The organism is Pseudoalteromonas sp. SG43-7 (assembly GCF_014164295.1).
Classification (GTDB): Bacteria; Pseudomonadota; Gammaproteobacteria; order Enterobacterales; family Alteromonadaceae; genus Pseudoalteromonas; species Pseudoalteromonas rhizosphaerae.
Map to the genome: position 1 here is coordinate 125,117 of NZ_JACJEY010000004.1, position 17,338 is coordinate 142,454.

The following is a 17,338-nucleotide window of genomic DNA, read 5'->3' on the forward strand; positions in this document are numbered from 1 at the left end:
GGCGTCACCACTGTAGTAAGGACTTATAATGCCAGTTATTACTCTTCCTGACGGCAGTCAGCGTAGTTTTGAAAACCCTGTAAGTACACTTGATGTAGCCAATGATATCGGCCCAGGCTTAGCAAAAGCCACTATCGCTGGTCGTGTTAATGGCACTCGTGTTGATGCCTGTGATTTAATTTCTGACGATTCTCGCCTTGAAATCATCACCGCAAAAGATGATGACGGCTTAGAAATAATTCGTCACTCATGTGCTCACTTGATTGGTCATGCAGTTAAGCAACTGTTTCCTGATGCAAAAATGGCAATTGGTCCAACGATTGATAATGGTTTTTACTATGATATCGATATGGAACATTCATTAAGTCAAGATGACTTAGAAGCTATTGAAAAGCGCATGTTGCAACTTGCTAAAACAAACTACGACGTGGTTAAGAAAACCGTAAGCTGGCAAGAAGCCCGTGATGCATTTGCAGCGCGCGGCGAAATGTACAAAATTCAAATCCTTGACGAAAACATTGCTAAAGATGACCGTCCAGGATTATATCACCACGAAGAATACATCGATATGTGTCGTGGTCCACATGTACCGAACATGCGTTTTTGCCAACATTTCAAAATAATGAAAGTAGCCGGTGCTTACTGGCGTGGCGATTCAGATAATAAAATGTTGCAGCGTATTTATGGCACTGCATGGGGCGATAAAAAGCAACTTAAAGCCTACTTACAACGTTTAGAAGAAGCCGAAAAACGTGATCACCGTCGTATTGGTAAAGCACTTGATTTATGGCATTGGCAAGAAGAAGCGCCAGGCATGGTGTTTTGGCACAACGATGGGTGGAGCATTTACCGTGAACTTGAAGAGTTTGTGCGTGAAAAGTTACGCGAGTACCAGTACGAAGAAGTAAAAGGTCCAATGATGATGGATCGTTCTTTGTGGGAAAAATCAGGTCACTGGGAAAAGTATTCAGAAGCAATGTTTACCACTGAATCTGAAAAGCGTGAATACGCAATCAAACCAATGAACTGCCCAGGTCACGTACAGATCTTTAATCAAGGTTTAAAATCGTACCGTGATCTTCCACTGCGTATGGCTGAATTTGGTTGTTGTCATCGCAACGAGCCGTCAGGCGCACTTCATGGTCTAATGCGCGTACGTGGCTTTACTCAGGATGATGCCCATATCTTCTGTACTGAAGAGCAAATCATGGACGAAGTATCAGCGTGTATCCAAATGGTTTACGATACGTATGAAACATTCGGCTTTGAAAAAATTGTGGTTAAGCTGTCAACACGCCCTGAACAGCGTATTGGCGAAGATCATATGTGGGACAAAGCAGAGCTTGCATTAGCTGATGCCCTGAAAGCAAATAACATCGAATTTGATTATTTACCGGGTGAAGGTGCTTTCTACGGTCCAAAAATTGAATTTACTTTGTACGATTGCTTAGACAGAGCGTGGCAGTGTGGTACAGTGCAACTAGATTTTGCATTACCAGGGCGTTTAGGGGCAACTTATGTTGCTGAAAACAACGAACGTCGTACACCTGTAATGATCCACCGTGCAATATTGGGCTCTATCGAGCGCTTTATCGGTATTCTTACAGAAGAGTACGCGGGCTTATTCCCGACTTGGCTTGCACCAAAGCAAGTAGTGATTATGAATATCACTGATAAACAAGCAGCTTATGTGCAGGAAATTGTACAAAAATTAAATAAACTTGGAATTAGAGCCGCTGCTGACTTGAGAAATGAGAAGATTGGCTTTAAAATCCGTGAACATACATTAAAACGTATCCCCTATTTACTTGTTGTTGGTGATAAAGAAGTTGAACAACAAGAAGTAGCAGTACGTACCCGCACAGGTGAAGACTTGGGCAAATTTAATGTTGATGAATTTGTCGCTAAAATTAGCGAAGAAATTAAAAATCGACTATAAAAACTCTGCGTGTAGGGCTTACATTTAATTGCTAACTACACGCTTATTATTTGATATTCTTGGAGGAACGTACTATTAGAGGCGGCAAGAAAGGGCAACAAACAGCCCAAAAAAATCGTATTAACGAAGAAATTACAGCTCAAGAAGTTCGCTTAATTGACATTGAAGGCGAGCAAGCTGGAATTCAGTCATTAAAAGACGCGCAAACTATGGCTGATGCCGCTGGTGTTGATCTAGTAGAGATTAGCCCAAATGCTGAGCCGCCTGTTTGTAGAATCATGGACTACGGTAAGTTCATCTTTGAAAAAAGCAAAGAACTAAAAGAGCAGAAGAAGAAGCAAAAGCAAATCCAGATAAAAGAAATCAAATTCCGTCCTGGTACGGATGAAGGTGATTATCAGGTTAAGCTTCGCAACTTACGTAAGTTCTTAGAAGGTGGCGATAAAGCTAAGATTACCATCCGCTTCCGTGGTCGTGAAATGGCCCACCAAGAAATTGGTATAGAATTATTAAACCGTATCAAAGGCGATTTGGAAGAGCTTGCAGTTGTTGAGTCTTTCCCTAATCGTGTTGAAGGTCGCCAAATGGTTATGATGATGGCGCCTGTTGCTAAAAAGCAATAAACAAGCTAAGATACGCAGCGAATTTAGCTCAGGTCACCAAGTAATATGCAAATATTCACCTGTGCTAACCGGTAATAAAGTAAAACTGCAGCATTTATGTTGGGTTTTCACCGGAATATGGCAGTAAGTTAGGCCTAAAAGTGGAGCTATAGCAATATATCTCACGCCTGCTTACTAATTTTAAAGCAATACATTTGGAGTTATTGCAATGGCTTATAAGCTAAAAAGTCACAGAGGCGCGGCTAAGCGTTTCAAAAAGACTGCTTCTGGCGGTTTCAAGCGTAAACAAGCGCATCTTCGTCACATTCTGACTAAGAAAACTTCTAAGCGTAAGTTACACCTACGTCCTAAGATGATGGTTCATAAGAACGACCATGGTCTAGTTTCACGTATGTTACCGTTCGCTTAATAGGGGTTTTTAGAAATGGCAAGAGTTAAACGCGGCGTTGTCGCACGTGCACGTCACAAAAAAGTTTTAAAACAAGCAAAAGGTTACTACGGAGCACGTTCACGTGTTTACCGCGTAGCTTTCCAGGCTGTTACTAAAGCGGGTCAATACGCTTACCGTGACCGTCGTGCGAAGAAACGTACTTTCCGTCAATTATGGATTGCACGTATCAATGCTGCTTCACGTCAAAATGGTCTGTCTTACAGCCGTTTTATCAATGGTCTTAAAAAGACATCTGTAGAAATCGATCGTAAGATCCTTGCAGATATCGCTGTTTATGACCAAGTTGCATTCGCAGCGCTTGTTGCAAAAGCTAAAGAAGGCCTAGCGGCAGCTTAAGCTTTTAAAAATAAGTATTAAAAAGGAGCCTATGGCTCCTTTTTTTGTGGCTAAAATAAAGTTTTCACCAACAGTTATTTGCGGTAAGGCTCGTGAAAAGCGAGATAGTCGGTAGTGATCCCAACCGCGCTAACGCTATATAATAATTACAAATAAATGAGGTAATTAACTATTTTGAATTGGCAATCCTTAGTTGATAACCGTCAACGCTTTTTCTGGGTATTACAGATTGCGGGTTGGGTCGGTTATGCACTTGTTAACTACATTGGCTCTAAAGTCTTTGAGATGCGCGATATTTATGTATTTGTGATCGTACTCAATGCTTACGCCGGCTGTTTAATGACTGTGCCATTGCGTTATATGTATCGCAAAGCCTGGAATGCATCTCCTTGGGTTTTAATGTTAGTAGTGTTCGGCGCTTCGTACATTACAGGGACTTTATGGGCAGTAATACAAAAGTTCAATTTATGGGAGATTTATCGCCATGGCTATCGTCCTACAGAGTGGTTTTACTATCTACAACAAGGCTTAGATTCGGTTTATATTATTCTTTGTTGGAGTGGTTTGTACTTTGGCATTAAATATTATCAACTACTGCAAAGTGAGCGCCAAAAAGCTCTAAAAGCTACTACGATGGCGCATGAAGCACAACTGAAGATGCTACGTTATCAATTAAATCCTCATTTTTTGTTTAATACTCTTAATGCTATATCTACATTGATTTTGGTAAAAGAGAATAAAGATGCTAATTTAATGGTGTCGAAATTGAGCGACTTTTTACGTTATACACTCAATACCGATCCGATAAAGAAAGTCCCACTTGAACAAGAGTTGCATGCACTGATGCTTTATCTTGAAATAGAGCGAGTACGCTTTGATGAACGGTTGCAAGTGAATGTGCAAATCAGTGATGAAGCAAAAAATGCATTAGTGCCGAGTTTAATATTGCAACCGATCATCGAAAATGCGATTAAATATGCGATAGCTCATCTGATCGAAGGTGGGGTGATTGATATTAAAGCACAAGTTTTTGCTAATGAACTATTACTGGAAGTAGGCGATAATGGCCCTGGTACTGAATTACTTAATGGCCAATTAGTTAATTCACAAGGGGTAGGGGTGGCAAATACGAAAGACCGCCTGAAAACTTTGTATGAAAATAACTATTCGTTTGTGTTATCACATAATACGCCAAGTGGATTGAAAGTGAATCTGCGCGTTCCGTTTGAGAAGGCTGTGAAGAAATGAGCAAGATTAAGACCCTGATTGTCGATGATGAACCATTAGCCCGTAGAGGCTTAGCTGTAAGGCTAGAGGAGTTTGATGATATCGAAGTCATTAAATTATGTAGCTCTGGCCAAGAGGCAATCGATGCATGCCAAGCAGGGAAAATAGATTTAGTTTTTTTAGATATTCAAATGCCTGGAATGAATGGATTTGAGGTTGCCAGAGCACTCAGTGAAAGTGTCAGAGCGTTACCAGCTATTGTATTCGTAACCGCATTTGATCAGTTCGCAGTCAAAGCATTTGAGATCCATGCTTTAGATTATATCCTTAAACCAGTCGACGACAACAGACTAAAACAGGCGGTAGAAAAAGTGCATACCTACTTGAAGACGCAACAAGACAACGCCCATAAAAAGAAATTGGCGAGTTTTGTAGCTGGAATTACTGGTAATAATTGTGAAGAGATTTTGAAAAAACTGGCAACTGGCGATACATTAACAGATCGCCGTTACCCAGAATCTTTAGCGGTGAAAGAGCAGGGTGAAATAATCCGTGTACCTGTAGCGACAATTCAATGGGTTGATGCCGCTGGTGACTATATGTGTTTACATTGCCAAGATGGTCAAACGCATATTTTACGAAAAACTATGAAAGAACTAGAACAGGAACTTGATCCTCAGCTATTTGTACGTGTCCATCGCAGTGCGATTGTAAATACTAAACAAATTAGCAAGCTTGTAACTCAGGTAAGTGGTGAGTATTTATTAGTGCTTGATAACGGACAAGAATTAAAAGTAAGTCGTAGTTATCGCGATAAAGTAAAAGCTGCGTTAGCAAGTTAACTTAGAAACGGGCTCAATAGCTGTTATATAACGAAGTAAATTAAACCATGTGTTTTAAATAAAAAACGCGAGCCTTGGCTCGCGTTTTTTTATAACTGCGTTAATTAAGCAACAGTAACAATTTTCATAGTGTTGGTTGCACCAATCGTTTCCATAGCATCACCATGAGTAATGATCACAGTATCGCCAGATTGTAATGAACCCGCATTCACAAGTGTGTTAAGGGCATCTTTTACCATGTTATCTTTTTCACATTGTGTTGAGTCAAAGAATACCGGGTAAACACCACGATATAATGCTGTTTGACCAAGCGTACTGGCATGACGAGACAATGAATAAATAGGTAAGCCAGAGCTGATACGTGACATCAATTTTGCTGTGCTACCTGATTCAGTTAAAGTAATAATCGCTTTTACTGAATCTAAATGGTTTGCCGCATACATAGCTGACAATGCAATTGATTCTGCATTAGAAGAGAAACGGCTGTCTAAGCGATGTTTAGAAACGTGAGTTTCTTTTTGTGATTCTGCCCCTAAACAAACGCGCGCCATGGTTGCCACGGTTTCTTCTGGGTAATCGCCTGCCGCTGTTTCAGCTGAAAGCATTACCGCATCAGTGCCATCAAGGACTGCGTTGGCAACATCCATAACTTCTGCACGGGTTGGCATTGGGTTATCGATCATTGATTCCATCATTTGTGTTGCTGTGATCACGGTACGGTTAAGTGAGCGAGCACGACGGATAATGAGTTTTTGTTTACCCATTAAGGCAGCATCACCAATTTCAACACCTAAGTCACCACGAGCAACCATCACCGCATCTGAAGCAAGAATAATATCATCAACTGCTTCTACCGTTTCAACGGCTTCAGCACGCTCAATTTTAGCTAAAAGCTGTGCTTTAGAGCCTGCAGCTTCAGCTAGTGAACGCACATAACGCATATCGTCGCCACTGCGTGGGAACGATACTGCGATATAATCAACATCAATTTCTGCTGCAGTTAATAAATCTTCTTTATCTTTATCAGTGAAGGCTGGAGCAGTTAAACCACCACCTAAGCGGTTGATGCCTTTATTGTTAGATAACACGCCACCAACAGTTACTGTGGTATGCACTAAATGACCTTCAACATTTACTACTGTTAATTGAATTAAACCATCGTTTAAAAGTAGTAAGTCACCAGGGGCAACATCTTGTGGTAATTCTTTATAATCAATACCTACAGCGTTGATATCGCCTAGGCCTTTTTCCATTTTTGCATCAAGAATAAATTTTGCACCAACAGATAGCGTTACTTTGCCATCTTTAAATGTCGATACACGAATTTTTGGGCCTTGTAGATCGGCTAAAATAGCAATGTGCTTGCCTAGTTTTTTGGCAATGTCACGCACAGCTTGGGCACGGTCTTTGTGATCTTGTGCAATGCCGTGTGAGAAATTCAAACGCACTACGTTTGCACCAGCACGGATTATTTTTTCTAAGTTGTTATCTCGATCGGTTGCAGGTCCAAGGGTCGCGACTATTTTTGTGCGTCTAAGCATCAAATTCTCCTGTAGGCTTACGATGTTGTAAGCAGGTTGACGGTTTTTCGTTATTTATAGGTGTTAGTTTAACTGACACGCATAATACAGTTTTTACTGACAGCAAATAGCGCGTTGACATCAAGGTAACGTGTAAAGCTGTCATTATTTTATACAAAAAAATTATGACCACATTATGACACCGGTGTCAGGTCTCGTCAATGCTCGACTCAGAAATCCATATCAGGAAAATTTATCGCCCCGAGGCAACGGTTGTTTGATATAATCACTGTATCTTGCGTGTTTGTCTTGCGCAAAGCGTTGTATCTGTTGTCTAGGCTCGCATTTTTAAGTGGCTTGGGTATATAATGCGCGCGGTATTATTTCATTTACTAACCAATAGTTGTTACCGAGGAGGACACTAAATGCAAGTTGCATTAGTAGGGTTAGGCGTTATGGGTAAAAATCTTGCTCTCAACTTGATTGAACAAGGGATGACGCTAGTAGCTTATGATAAAAACCCAGACGCGGGCGAAGAGCTATTAAGCTGTGCTAAATTACAAGGCATGGCAGATCGTCTGCACATTGTGTCTGATTTAGGTGATATGGTAAAACGGTTAACGCCGCCTCGCTCAATTTTGTTATTAGTGCCAGCGGGTGAGTTAGTCGATACAGTTTGCAGCGATTTAGTTGATGCAGGCGTTGATTGTGACGATATTATCGTCGATTGTGGCAATAGTAATTATAAAGACGGTATTACTCGTAAACTTAAATATCAAAATAAATTTGAATTTGCCACTATGGGTATTTCTGGCGGTGCCGAAGGCGCGCGTCATGGTCCTGCGATGATGGCAAGTGGTTCAGAAGGCGGCTGGGAACGCGTTGAGCCATGGTTTGAAAAAGTAGCAGCAAGCTACAAAGGTGAATCGTGTTTTGCCCGTGTTGGTCAATCAGCCAGTGGTCACTTTGTAAAAATGGTGCACAACGGAATTGAATATGCATTGATGCAACTAATCGCAGAAATGTATCAATTATTACGCTTAGGCACTAACCGCACTCCACATGAAGTTGCAGAGATTTTTAATCAATGGTCTGAAGGCACACTCAATAGCTATTTATTATCTATCTCAAGTCATATTTTATCGTTAGAAACCGATGCGGGTGAAGCGTTAGTTGATTTGATTGATAATAAAGTTGGCGCGAAAGGCACGGGTTTGTGGACGGCACAAAATGCATTAGAACTGGGTATAGCCGTTCCTTCATTGGTTGCAGCTGTGCAAGCGCGTCACTTAACCAATACTGGTGACACACATGCAGCGAAAGAAATGACCTATGCAGCTAAATCAACTTCACAGGTTGAATTAGATTTAGATGAACTTAAAGATGCCTTCTTGTTTGCAAGTTTACTGGCTTATCGTCAAGGCCTTGCGCTGATCAAAGGTGCATCACGTGCACATCAATGGAAAGTCGATTTATCTAAAACACTGCAAACGTGGCGTGCTGGTTGTATTATCCGTGCTGATTACTTAGATAACATCGCTGAAGGTGTTGAGTTTATCGACACTTTAGAAAAAGAGTCATTAGCGCTGCGTAAGATAGCAGGTCAAGCAATGATGACTGGATTAGCATTTCCGGTACTTAGCTCAACGCAAACGTATTTTGCGACGTTGACGACACCAAGCAATGGTCATCTCGTACAAGCACAGCGAGATTATTTTGGTGAGCATGGCATTAAAACTCATAGTGGTGAGGTATGTCATTTAACTGATTTAGTAGAGATTGACGCGAAAGTACGTTAATTAGACCAATAGGTTTAAATGAAAGGCACGCTAATTAGCGTGCCTTTTTAATTTAAAAAATAGTTTTATTATAAAGCGCTCAGCTTATCTACTTAACTCACCACGTAAGTTGTCTTGCATTAAATGGCGAATAGTTTCAATTTCAAGCTTTTGGCTAAATAAGTAATGTAATTTAGTTAAGCATGCCTCTAAGGTCATATCGTAACCGCTGATCACACCAATGTTAAGTAATGCGTTACCAGTTGCATAGCCGCCCATATTTACATGCCCTTTTAAGCACTGGGTTAAATTGACGATAACCATTCCGCGCTTACTTGCGCTGGAGAGGATCTCTAAAAAGTCTGGATCTTGTGGCGCATTGCCCACACCAAAGCTCAATAATACGAGGGCTTTGATATTGTCGTTTACCAGACTTTTAACTACAGCATGACTGATCCCTGGATACAAGTATAAAACACCAATAGGTTGCGGCGTGATGTTGGTGACTTGTAGCTCATTTTCAACATACGGGCTTAACTGGCCTTTTAATAATTGAATATTAATACCTGATAGTGCTAATGGATCTAGGTTAGGGGATGCAAAGGCATCAAAGCCATCGGCATGCGCTTTAGTCGCACGATTGCCGCGAAATAATTGATTATTAAAAAATAAACTAACCTCAGCAATCGGATAATTAGCCGCTAAATACATCGCATTAAGTAAATTTACTTGGCCATCAGAGCGCAATTGCGACAGTGGAATTTGCGAGCCTGTCACTATCACTGGCTTTGTTAAGTTTTCAAACATAAAGGACAAAGCAGATGCGGTATACGCCATGGTATCTGTGCCATGAAGCACGACAAAGCCATCATAATCTTGGTATTTACTTTTAATATCATCTGCGATTAGTTGCCAATGAGCAGGGGACATGTCTGATGAGTCAATCAGCGGGCAATACTCGTGAATATCGAATAAGGGCATTTCATCACGATTAAATTCGGCATTGTTTTCTACGGTTTGTGTTAAAAAACCTTCAGCGGGAATATAGCCTCGACTCGATTTTTTCATCCCAATCGTACCGCCAGTATATGCGATATAAATACGTTTACGTTTCATAAAAAAAGCCCAGTAAAAAAACTGGGCTTAGTATAACGGTTAGTTGCTGCGATTACAGCCTATACACTATTTATTGCGAAATATTACACACTAAGCAGCGGGCATAAATGCCTTGCGGATCGTTGTAATCTTTTAGACCTTCAACCTCAGTTGTTAATTGCTTAACTAAACCATTGATAGATGCTTGGTTTGAGAGTGCGTTTTGTAGCGTACTTTGTGAGCCAATTAGCGATCTAATCGATGCATTTCCAAAAATATCCTGCATTAATTTCTCTTCCGCCGATAGACTCTGCTTAATGGTTTTAACTTCATAAAAATCAAGCTTAGCCAGTTCAGCTGCCGCTTTGATAGCGTCTTGCTTATTGCCTAATTTGTCAACTAAGCCAAGCTCTTGCGCTTGACTTGCAATCCAAACACGGCCTTGTGCAATAGAGTCAACTTGCTCAGGGGTCATATTTCGTGCTTCACCAACAACCTCTAAGAAGCGTTGATAAGCATCTTCTACACTTAGTTGAATAACCTGTGCCATTTTTTCATTAAGCGGGCGAGCGATCGATAGACCAGCCATTTCAGTTGTGGCAACGCCATCGGAATAAACACCTAATTTAGCCATGGTGTTTTCAAAGGTCATAAAGTTACCAAATACACCAATTGAGCCGGTAATTGTGCTCGGCGCTGCCCAAATTTCGTTGGCAGCAGAGGCAATCCAGTAGCCGCCAGAAGCTGCTACTGAGCTCATTGAAGCAACCACTGGTTTACCAGCTGCTTTAAGAGCAAGCACTTCAGCACGAATAACTTCAGAGGCAAACATACTGCCACCGCCAGAATCAATACGCAGTACAACCGCTTTTACTTTATCATCTAAGCGTGCTTTACGTAGTAAAGCCGCTGTAGAGTCACCACCAATTTCACCGGCTTTACGTTCGCCGTCAGAGATAGTACCGCGTGCAACCACAACGGCGACTTTTTCTGTCATTGGGTTATCAAACTCAATCGGCGGTTTAACCAATGAGAGATATTCTTTAAATGATACTTGGTTGAAGGTTTTGCCCGTTTCTTCAGTGCCTACTAAGGCAATTAATTGTTGACGCATTTGTTGATTGGTTTTTAAAGAATCAACCCATTGATGTTCAAGGGCATATTTACCTGAATCGCCATTAACTGCTTGCATTTTAGCCAGAAAAACGTCCATTGTTTCATCAAAGTTTGCTTCATCAAATGGGCGCACAGCGGCAACGTCTTGTTTGTATTCTTTCCACAATGCACCTAGCCATACATTATTAGCTTCTTTTGCTGCATCTGACATATCGTTACGAATAAACGGTTCAACAGCCGATTTAAATGTACCAACACGGAAAATATGCTGAGTGATACTGAGTTTTTCAAGCGCATCTTTAAAATACAATGGGTACATGCCAAAGCCTTGGATCTCTACACCGCCATAAGGGTGCATCGATATTTCATCAGCGTGCGCAGCAATGTAATATTGTGCTTGTGAGTAATAATAACCAGAGGCAATTACTTTTTTGCCGCTCGCTTTAAACCGCTCTAACGCTTGAGTGATTTGTTTTAATTTATTTAAATGCGCGTTAGGCATTTTTTGTAAATCCAGCAAAATCACACTAATGCGTTTATCTTCAGTGGCTTGATCAATTACTTCGATAATATCATCAAGTAAAATTTCAGCCGGCTCGTCGTTGCCCTGTGTTGCATCATTGATGGCAGCTTCAATTGGATCAACGTAAACTTTTTCTTCTACGATTGGACCATTGAGGTTTAGCCTGAGCACCGATGTGTTAGCAACATTGATTTCATTGTCATCGCTTGCGATTGAAACAATGAAAAGAATAACGAGTAACACAAATAAAAAATTGAGGACTAAACGACGAGAAAAGTTAATTCCTGCCCACAGTCCTTTAAATAGCTTTGCAATCAAAATAAATCCTTAGTCTGGTACAACTTATATCTGTCACCATCTTAGCCCAGAATAAAAATTAATTTAACTGTTAAATCGTAACTAAGTATTTATGAGCGAGGTTTTAACCGTGAGAATGTGAACATATTAACTAATTTATCGCTTTTGTTGCTTATTGCTTGCCAATCGAGCAAAATTGGCTAATGTATAGAGGTTAGACCAGTTCATTGGGGCAGAGGATGTTAGAACAACAATTACAATTGAAACACACACAGCTACGTAACCGTTTGGTAATGGGCTCAATGCACACGGGGCTTGAAGAGGGATGGCATAACCGAAAACGACTGCGTGCTTTTTATGAAGCGCGCGCTAAAGGTGGTACTGCGATGCTCATTACGGGGGGCTACAGTCCTAATTTGCGTGGCAAATTAACCCCAATCTCATCGTCTTTTAATAGCTATTATGATGTGTTTAAGCACCGTGCATACACTGATGTTGTCCATCAACACGGCGGTAAGATTTGCTTACAATTATTACATGCTGGACGTTATGCGTATCATCCATTTAATCAAGCACCAAGTGCAATTAAAGCACCTATTAACCCATATCAACCCAAAGCAATGTCGCTCAGTGCAATAAAAAAAACCATCAAAGACTTTGCTCATTCCGCCTATTTAGCACAAAAGGCAGGCTACGATGGCGTTGAAGTGATGGGCTCAGAAGGTTATTTGATTAATGAGTTTATGGCACCGCATACCAATAAACGCTCAGATGAATACGGTGGAAGTTTAGAAAACCGTATGCGTTTAGCGTTAGAGATAGTCAAAGCTGTACGTGCCAAAGTAAATAAAGAATTTTTAATTATCTTTCGATTATCGGTGATGGATTTAATTCCGAATGGGTCAACACCTGAAGAGGTTACGATCCAGGCCAAAGCATTAGAGCAGGCTGGAGTTGATATTTTAAATACTGGCATAGGCTGGCATGAAGCACGAGTACCTACTATTGCGAGTATGGTGCCAGCAGGTGCATTTAAAGAAGCTTCAAAACGTTTAAAAGAAGTGGTATCGGTTCCTGTCATTGCTGTAAATCGTATTAATACCCCCGAGATTGCCAATGAAATTTTAACTGCAGGGGATGCCGATCTGATTTCGATGGCACGACCACTATTAGCCGATCCAGAATTTTTTAATAAATACCAAGCACAACAAAGTAAACACATTAATATTTGTATCGGCTGTAATCAGGGCTGTTTAGATCATGTATTTAAAGGTAAACGAGCAACATGCTTAGTGAATCCTCAAGCGGGGTTTGAGCTAGATTATCCTCTTGAGCTGACCAACAAGGCTAAAAATGTGTTGGTTGTAGGTGCTGGGCCTGCGGGCTTATCTGCCAGTTGTTACTTAGCGCAAAAAGGCCATACGGTAACGCTGATTGATAAAAATACAGATATGGGCGGCCAATTTAATTTAGCGATGCGAATTCCTGGTAAAGAAGATTTCAATCATACCTTGCGTTATTTTATTAATGAACTTGAACGTCTGAAGGTCACGGTAACACTCAATACTCCTTTTACCGATAAAATGCTTGAGCAATACGATGACGTGGTGTTTGCAACGGGTGTGCGCCCGCGTGAGGCAAACTTTACCTGCGCGGATAATAAACGTGTTTTTTCATACGATGAAGTTATTCGAGGCGAAGTTGAATTAGGGCAATCTATTGCAATTTTAGGTGCCGGCGGCATTGGCTTTGATATGGTTGCTTTTTTAAGTGAACATAAAGATCAAAGTATTGCTGATTTTAAATCGCAGTGGGGAATTGAATGTCAGCCAAGTCCAGATAAAGATAATCGTCAATTGTTTATGCTAAAACGCAGCGCCGGGCGTTTTGGCAGTGAGCTTGGTAAAACAACGGGCTGGATACATCGTCAAGTTGCAAAGCAACATGGTGTAAAACAGATCGCTGATTGTCAGTATCATCATTTTGATAAGCAAGGTCTAAAAATTACTGTGGCAGGAGAGGAGCAGGTGCTACCTGTTGATACAGTGATCGCTTGTATCGGGCAAGTCTCTAATAACGAATTAATGTCGGGGTTAATCGATAATCCTAAAGTACATGTAATTGGCGGGGCCAAATTAGCATCAGCAATTGATGCAAAACGAGCTATTTATGAAGCGCTTCAGGTCGCGCGTAAAATTTAACTGAAATAAACTTTTAATCGTAGCGGTCTTTGTTTAATACATTACAAAAGACTAGACTGCTACGATGAATACATTGATCACACTATATAAAACTTCCCTCCAAAAAATAGCCATTTTTGATGGTATCCCTGCTTTACTATTTAGACTGATACTGGCGCCAGTTATGATCATCGCAGGTTATAACAAGCTAAATATCAGTGGTAATGGTAATGGGTTTTTTGAATTCTTTTTAGCTTCTCCAGATGTTGTTGCTTGGTTTGGTAACCCAGACTGGGGCTTAGGCTTACCTTTTCCTGATTTACTGGCTTTTTTAGCTGGCTGGAGTGAATTTCTCGGTGGCTGGCTGCTCTTAGTTGGTTTATTAACCCGTCTGGTTAGCATACCGCTGATGTTTACTATGGTCGTTGCCGCAACCTCTGTACATTGGCACAATGGCTGGTTTGCGATTGCGCCGACAGATCCAGATACCAGTGCTGCACAAGTACTTGATTGGTTGGCGATCCCCGGTGCAAAAGAAAGTTTAGATAATTCTCGTGAAGTAAAAGAACGTATTGAGAAAATTCGAGGACTTGTACAAGAACATGGTTTCCCAGATTATCTTTATGAAAAGGGTAAACCGTCGATTTTGAATAATGGCATTGAGTTTTCAGCAATTTATTTTGCGATGTTATTGAGTTTATTTTTTACCGGCGGTGGGCGTTTTGTTAGCCTTGATCACTGGTTACGGAAAAGATTCGAATAATCTAAATCTCTACCTGTCAGTTTGCGACGCCCGTCGCAAACTTTCTAACTTTCAAACTTTCTCAGCAATCCCTATCAATGCTATGCTAGTTTCTTTTTTAATTAGAGAATCGCTATGGACGCTATTGAGCTTTTATTGACTCGTCAGTCAGATCCTCGACTGATTGCACCTGCCCCAAACAACAGTCAACTTGATATTATTAAACAAGCAGCGCTTCGTGTGCCTGATCATGGTTGCCTTGCGCCTTGGCAATTTATTGTTGTTGCAGAAGATGCGCGAGAACGACTCGGCGAAATTTATTATCAAAGTGCAGTTGCAGAACAACAAGATGAAAAAGTAATTAATCGTGCCAAAGAGTTACCGCTGCGTGCACCGATGATAATCATTGCCATTGCCAAATATCAAGCGCATCCAAAAGTACCGCGTATCGAACAAGTACAAAGTGCTGGTTGTGCTGTGTTAGCTATGCAACAAGCAGCTTTTGCGCAGGGACTTGGTGGTGTCTGGCGTACTGGTTACTTTGCGCAAAGTGAGGCGGTAAAAGCGGCGTTAAAGCTTGATAATGAAGATGAGATTGTCGGTTACCTGTATTTAGGCACTCCAGAAGTGGACTGTAAAAAGACTGTTCGTCATAGCCCAGAACACTTTTTCACAAACTTATAGTTGCCAAAACGTAATTAATTGGAACTTTGTCGTGTTATTTCAGTCAGAGTGCATTAAGGCTACCTTTGTTATTATCTTTAGGTAGCTTGGCTGTCTGAAGCGCTTGGATGCAATAACCCTCAATACAATGGTTTGTTATTTTTCTGCAGTTTGTTAATGTATGGAGTGTCTTAATTAGAATAACAACAAGAAGACGAGGATAATGGGAAATTTATTTTTACGTGAAAAAGAAAAATGGTTAACGTGGTCCTTATGGGGCTTTGTTGGTGCGGCTATCACTCTTTACACAGCATTTAGTACACAGACTCCTCATTTAATCGCGATCTCATCAACTGCTATTGTGGTTATCTTAGCGTGGTGGATGCAACGCACAAGACGATTTGATTTTGGTAGAGCGTTTAAAGTGTGTTGTTATGTGTTGTTTGTGAGTATTTTACCCGCTTTTGTATTGGTGCTTGTACCAAGTGATGATCTAAACCGCTTTGATTTAATCTTTCAGAGCTTAAGTTTTGTAACTTTTAGCTTATTAGTCTGCTTACTGTGTTCGTGGGTCGCGAAACGTCCAAAACAGTATTATTGATGTGTTTTTAAGCGCTTCGAGTAATTATAACGATTAATTTGAACTTTTTTACTTTTAGGGCTTTACAACAAGGCAGCTAACCCCTATTATCCGCGCCGTACGGAGAGATGGCAGAGTGGTCGAATGCACCGGTCTTGAAAACCGGCAGGGGTTTATAGCCCCTCTAGGGTTCAAATCCCTATCTCTCCACCATATTTGAAAAGCCGCCTTATGGGCGGCTTTTTGCTATCTGGAGTTTAAGATGTCACAGCAAAATCAATTAAACACCACACAACGGGTGCTAAAACACGTACTGTTATGGTCGGTGTTTGGCTACTGTTATCACAGTGCTATTAACTTACTCGTTAAAATGGCGATGGATGCACAACCAGAGCATGTATTGCTCACAGCTATGCTTTACTGCCTAGGCTTTAATCTATTAGCTGGGCATTTAATTACTAAATATGATAAATACTGGCCAGAAATTGCAGCAATATTTATTGGCTGTATCGGTTTATTAGTTGTGCCGGTGTTATTAGTTGGTACGCAGGCATTACTGAGTCGTCCATTACTTGCTGGTATTTTAATCAGCTTGCCAATCTTGACTTTTGCTGTGCGCTTAATAAAGCGAAAACTCACTAAAAACTAGCTCTAAAGAAGCCCAAAAGGGCTTTTTTTTATGATAGCATAGGCGCGTCTTTTAACTGATACCAGCGTTATTAAGCTTGGTATAAACAAAACGTGAAACATATTATGTCAGATAATTTTACTACAGATGCTGAAAAAGCAAGTTACGGTATTGGCCTACAGATGGGTGAGCAACTTAAAGCTAACCCTTTCGAAGGTTTAAACTTAAATTCAGTATTTGCAGGCATGAAAGATGCGTATGTGGGCGGCGATTTCCAAGTTGAGATCCCTGAGATCCAAGCTGCATTCGAAAAAATCAACACTGAAATCCAAGCCCGTCGTGAAGAAGAAGCGAAAGTACTTGCAGCTGAAGGCATTGCATTCTTAGAAGAAAATGCAAAACGTGCTGAAATCACAGTGACTGAGTCTGGTCTTCAATATGAAGTACTAGCAACAGGTCAAGGCAACAAGCCAACTGCTGAGTCAACAGTGCGTGTTGATTATCACGGTACACTTATCAACGGTACTGTATTTGACAGCTCTTATGAGCGTGGTCAACCTGCTGAGTTTCCAGTTGGTGGCGTGATCAAAGGCTGGACTGAAGCATTACAAATGATGCCTGAAGGCACCAAATGGCGTATCTATGTTCCTCATGAGCTTGCTTATGGAGAACGTGGTGCCGGTGCTGCAATTGCACCATTCTCAACACTGGTATTTGACGTTGAGCTACACGAAATTCTTTAATTAGAAATTGAGTAATAAAAAGCCGCGCTAATAACTATTAGCGCGGCTTTTTTAT

16 protein-coding genes and 1 tRNA gene are annotated in these 17,338 nt (G+C 40.9%); 14 read left to right on the forward strand and 3 right to left on the reverse strand.

Features of this window, described 5'->3' with window-relative positions; genetic code table 11:
- Window positions 1–28 precede the first annotated feature (28 nt).
- From thrS to H5200_RS02945, 6 genes are all read left to right on the forward strand, one after another.
- Window positions 29–1,939: a threonine--tRNA ligase gene (gene thrS, locus H5200_RS02920; protein ID WP_145233174.1), complete on the forward strand. Its 1,911-nt coding sequence runs from the start codon at window positions 29–31 to the stop codon at window positions 1,937–1,939.
- Window positions 1,940–1,998: 59 nt separating this feature from the next.
- Window positions 1,999–2,562: a translation initiation factor IF-3 gene (gene infC, locus H5200_RS02925; RefSeq protein ID WP_145233176.1), complete on the forward strand. Its 564-nt coding sequence runs from the start codon at window positions 1,999–2,001 to the stop codon at window positions 2,560–2,562.
- Between the two features lie 208 nt (window positions 2,563–2,770).
- The gene (gene rpmI, locus H5200_RS02930; protein WP_004587840.1) at window positions 2,771–2,971 is read left to right on the forward strand and encodes a 50S ribosomal protein L35; all 201 of its coding nucleotides are present in this window, start codon (window positions 2,771–2,773) and stop codon (window positions 2,969–2,971) included.
- A gap of 15 nt (window positions 2,972–2,986) precedes the next feature.
- Window positions 2,987–3,349 carry a 50S ribosomal protein L20 gene (rplT, locus tag H5200_RS02935; RefSeq protein ID WP_008110477.1) on the forward strand — a complete coding sequence of 121 codons (363 nt, stop codon included), beginning with the start codon at window positions 2,987–2,989 and terminating at the stop codon, window positions 3,347–3,349.
- A gap of 174 nt (window positions 3,350–3,523) precedes the next feature.
- Window positions 3,524–4,597 carry a sensor histidine kinase gene (locus tag H5200_RS02940; protein ID WP_149982502.1) on the forward strand — a complete coding sequence of 358 codons (1,074 nt, stop codon included), beginning with the start codon at window positions 3,524–3,526 and terminating at the stop codon, window positions 4,595–4,597.
- Entirely contained in the window at window positions 4,594–5,418 is an 825-nt protein-coding gene (locus tag H5200_RS02945; RefSeq protein ID WP_149982501.1) for a LytTR family DNA-binding domain-containing protein, read from the forward strand. The genes H5200_RS02940 and H5200_RS02945 overlap by 4 nt, the downstream gene beginning before the upstream one ends.
- 104 nt (window positions 5,419–5,522) lie before the next feature.
- Here the strand turns inward: H5200_RS02945 and pyk are convergent, their stop codons facing one another.
- A complete protein-coding gene (gene pyk, locus H5200_RS02950; RefSeq protein ID WP_149982500.1) occupies window positions 5,523–6,959 on the reverse strand; it encodes a pyruvate kinase in 1,437 nt (478 codons plus the stop codon).
- Window positions 6,960–7,363: 404 nt separating this feature from the next.
- Between pyk and gndA the strand changes: the two genes are divergently transcribed.
- Window positions 7,364–8,737 carry an NADP-dependent phosphogluconate dehydrogenase gene (gene gndA, locus H5200_RS02955; protein ID WP_182739603.1) on the forward strand — a complete coding sequence of 458 codons (1,374 nt, stop codon included), beginning with the start codon at window positions 7,364–7,366 and terminating at the stop codon, window positions 8,735–8,737.
- Between the two features lie 84 nt (window positions 8,738–8,821).
- Here gndA and ansA read toward each other — a convergent pair whose 3' ends face one another.
- The gene (gene ansA, locus H5200_RS02960; RefSeq protein WP_149982498.1) at window positions 8,822–9,832 is read right to left on the reverse strand and encodes an asparaginase; all 1,011 of its coding nucleotides are present in this window, start codon (window positions 9,830–9,832) and stop codon (window positions 8,822–8,824) included.
- 70 nt (window positions 9,833–9,902) lie between these two features.
- Complete coding sequence (gene sppA / locus H5200_RS02965; protein ID WP_182760917.1) at window positions 9,903–11,768, reverse strand: signal peptide peptidase SppA; 1,866 nt, start codon at window positions 11,766–11,768, stop codon at window positions 9,903–9,905.
- Between the two features lie 218 nt (window positions 11,769–11,986).
- On the opposite strand from sppA, the gene H5200_RS02970 reads away from it, so the two are divergent.
- The 7 genes from H5200_RS02970 to H5200_RS03000 all read left to right on the forward strand — a co-directional run bounded on the left by H5200_RS02970 (window position 11,987) and on the right by H5200_RS03000 (window position 17,283).
- Window positions 11,987–13,948 carry an FAD-dependent oxidoreductase gene (locus H5200_RS02970; protein WP_182717443.1) on the forward strand — a complete coding sequence of 654 codons (1,962 nt, stop codon included), beginning with the start codon at window positions 11,987–11,989 and terminating at the stop codon, window positions 13,946–13,948.
- A 64-nt stretch (window positions 13,949–14,012) separates the two neighbouring features.
- Window positions 14,013–14,690 (forward strand): DoxX family protein, encoded by a 678-nt coding sequence (locus tag H5200_RS02975; protein ID WP_149982495.1) that lies wholly within the window; start codon window positions 14,013–14,015, stop codon window positions 14,688–14,690.
- Window positions 14,691–14,804: 114 nt separating this feature from the next.
- Complete coding sequence (locus H5200_RS02980) at window positions 14,805–15,353, forward strand: NAD(P)H nitroreductase (protein ID WP_182739601.1); 549 nt, start codon at window positions 14,805–14,807, stop codon at window positions 15,351–15,353.
- A gap of 202 nt (window positions 15,354–15,555) precedes the next feature.
- Window positions 15,556–15,933 (forward strand): hypothetical protein, encoded by a 378-nt coding sequence (locus H5200_RS02985; protein ID WP_145233198.1) that lies wholly within the window; start codon window positions 15,556–15,558, stop codon window positions 15,931–15,933.
- A 101-nt stretch (window positions 15,934–16,034) separates the two neighbouring features.
- Window positions 16,035–16,125 (forward strand) — tRNA-Ser (locus H5200_RS02990).
- A 49-nt stretch (window positions 16,126–16,174) separates the two neighbouring features.
- The gene (locus tag H5200_RS02995) at window positions 16,175–16,561 is read left to right on the forward strand and encodes a hypothetical protein (RefSeq protein ID WP_179959208.1); all 387 of its coding nucleotides are present in this window, start codon (window positions 16,175–16,177) and stop codon (window positions 16,559–16,561) included.
- Between the two features lie 104 nt (window positions 16,562–16,665).
- Complete coding sequence (locus H5200_RS03000) at window positions 16,666–17,283, forward strand: FKBP-type peptidyl-prolyl cis-trans isomerase (RefSeq protein WP_182760918.1); 618 nt, start codon at window positions 16,666–16,668, stop codon at window positions 17,281–17,283.
- Window positions 17,284–17,338: the final 55 nt, after the last annotated feature.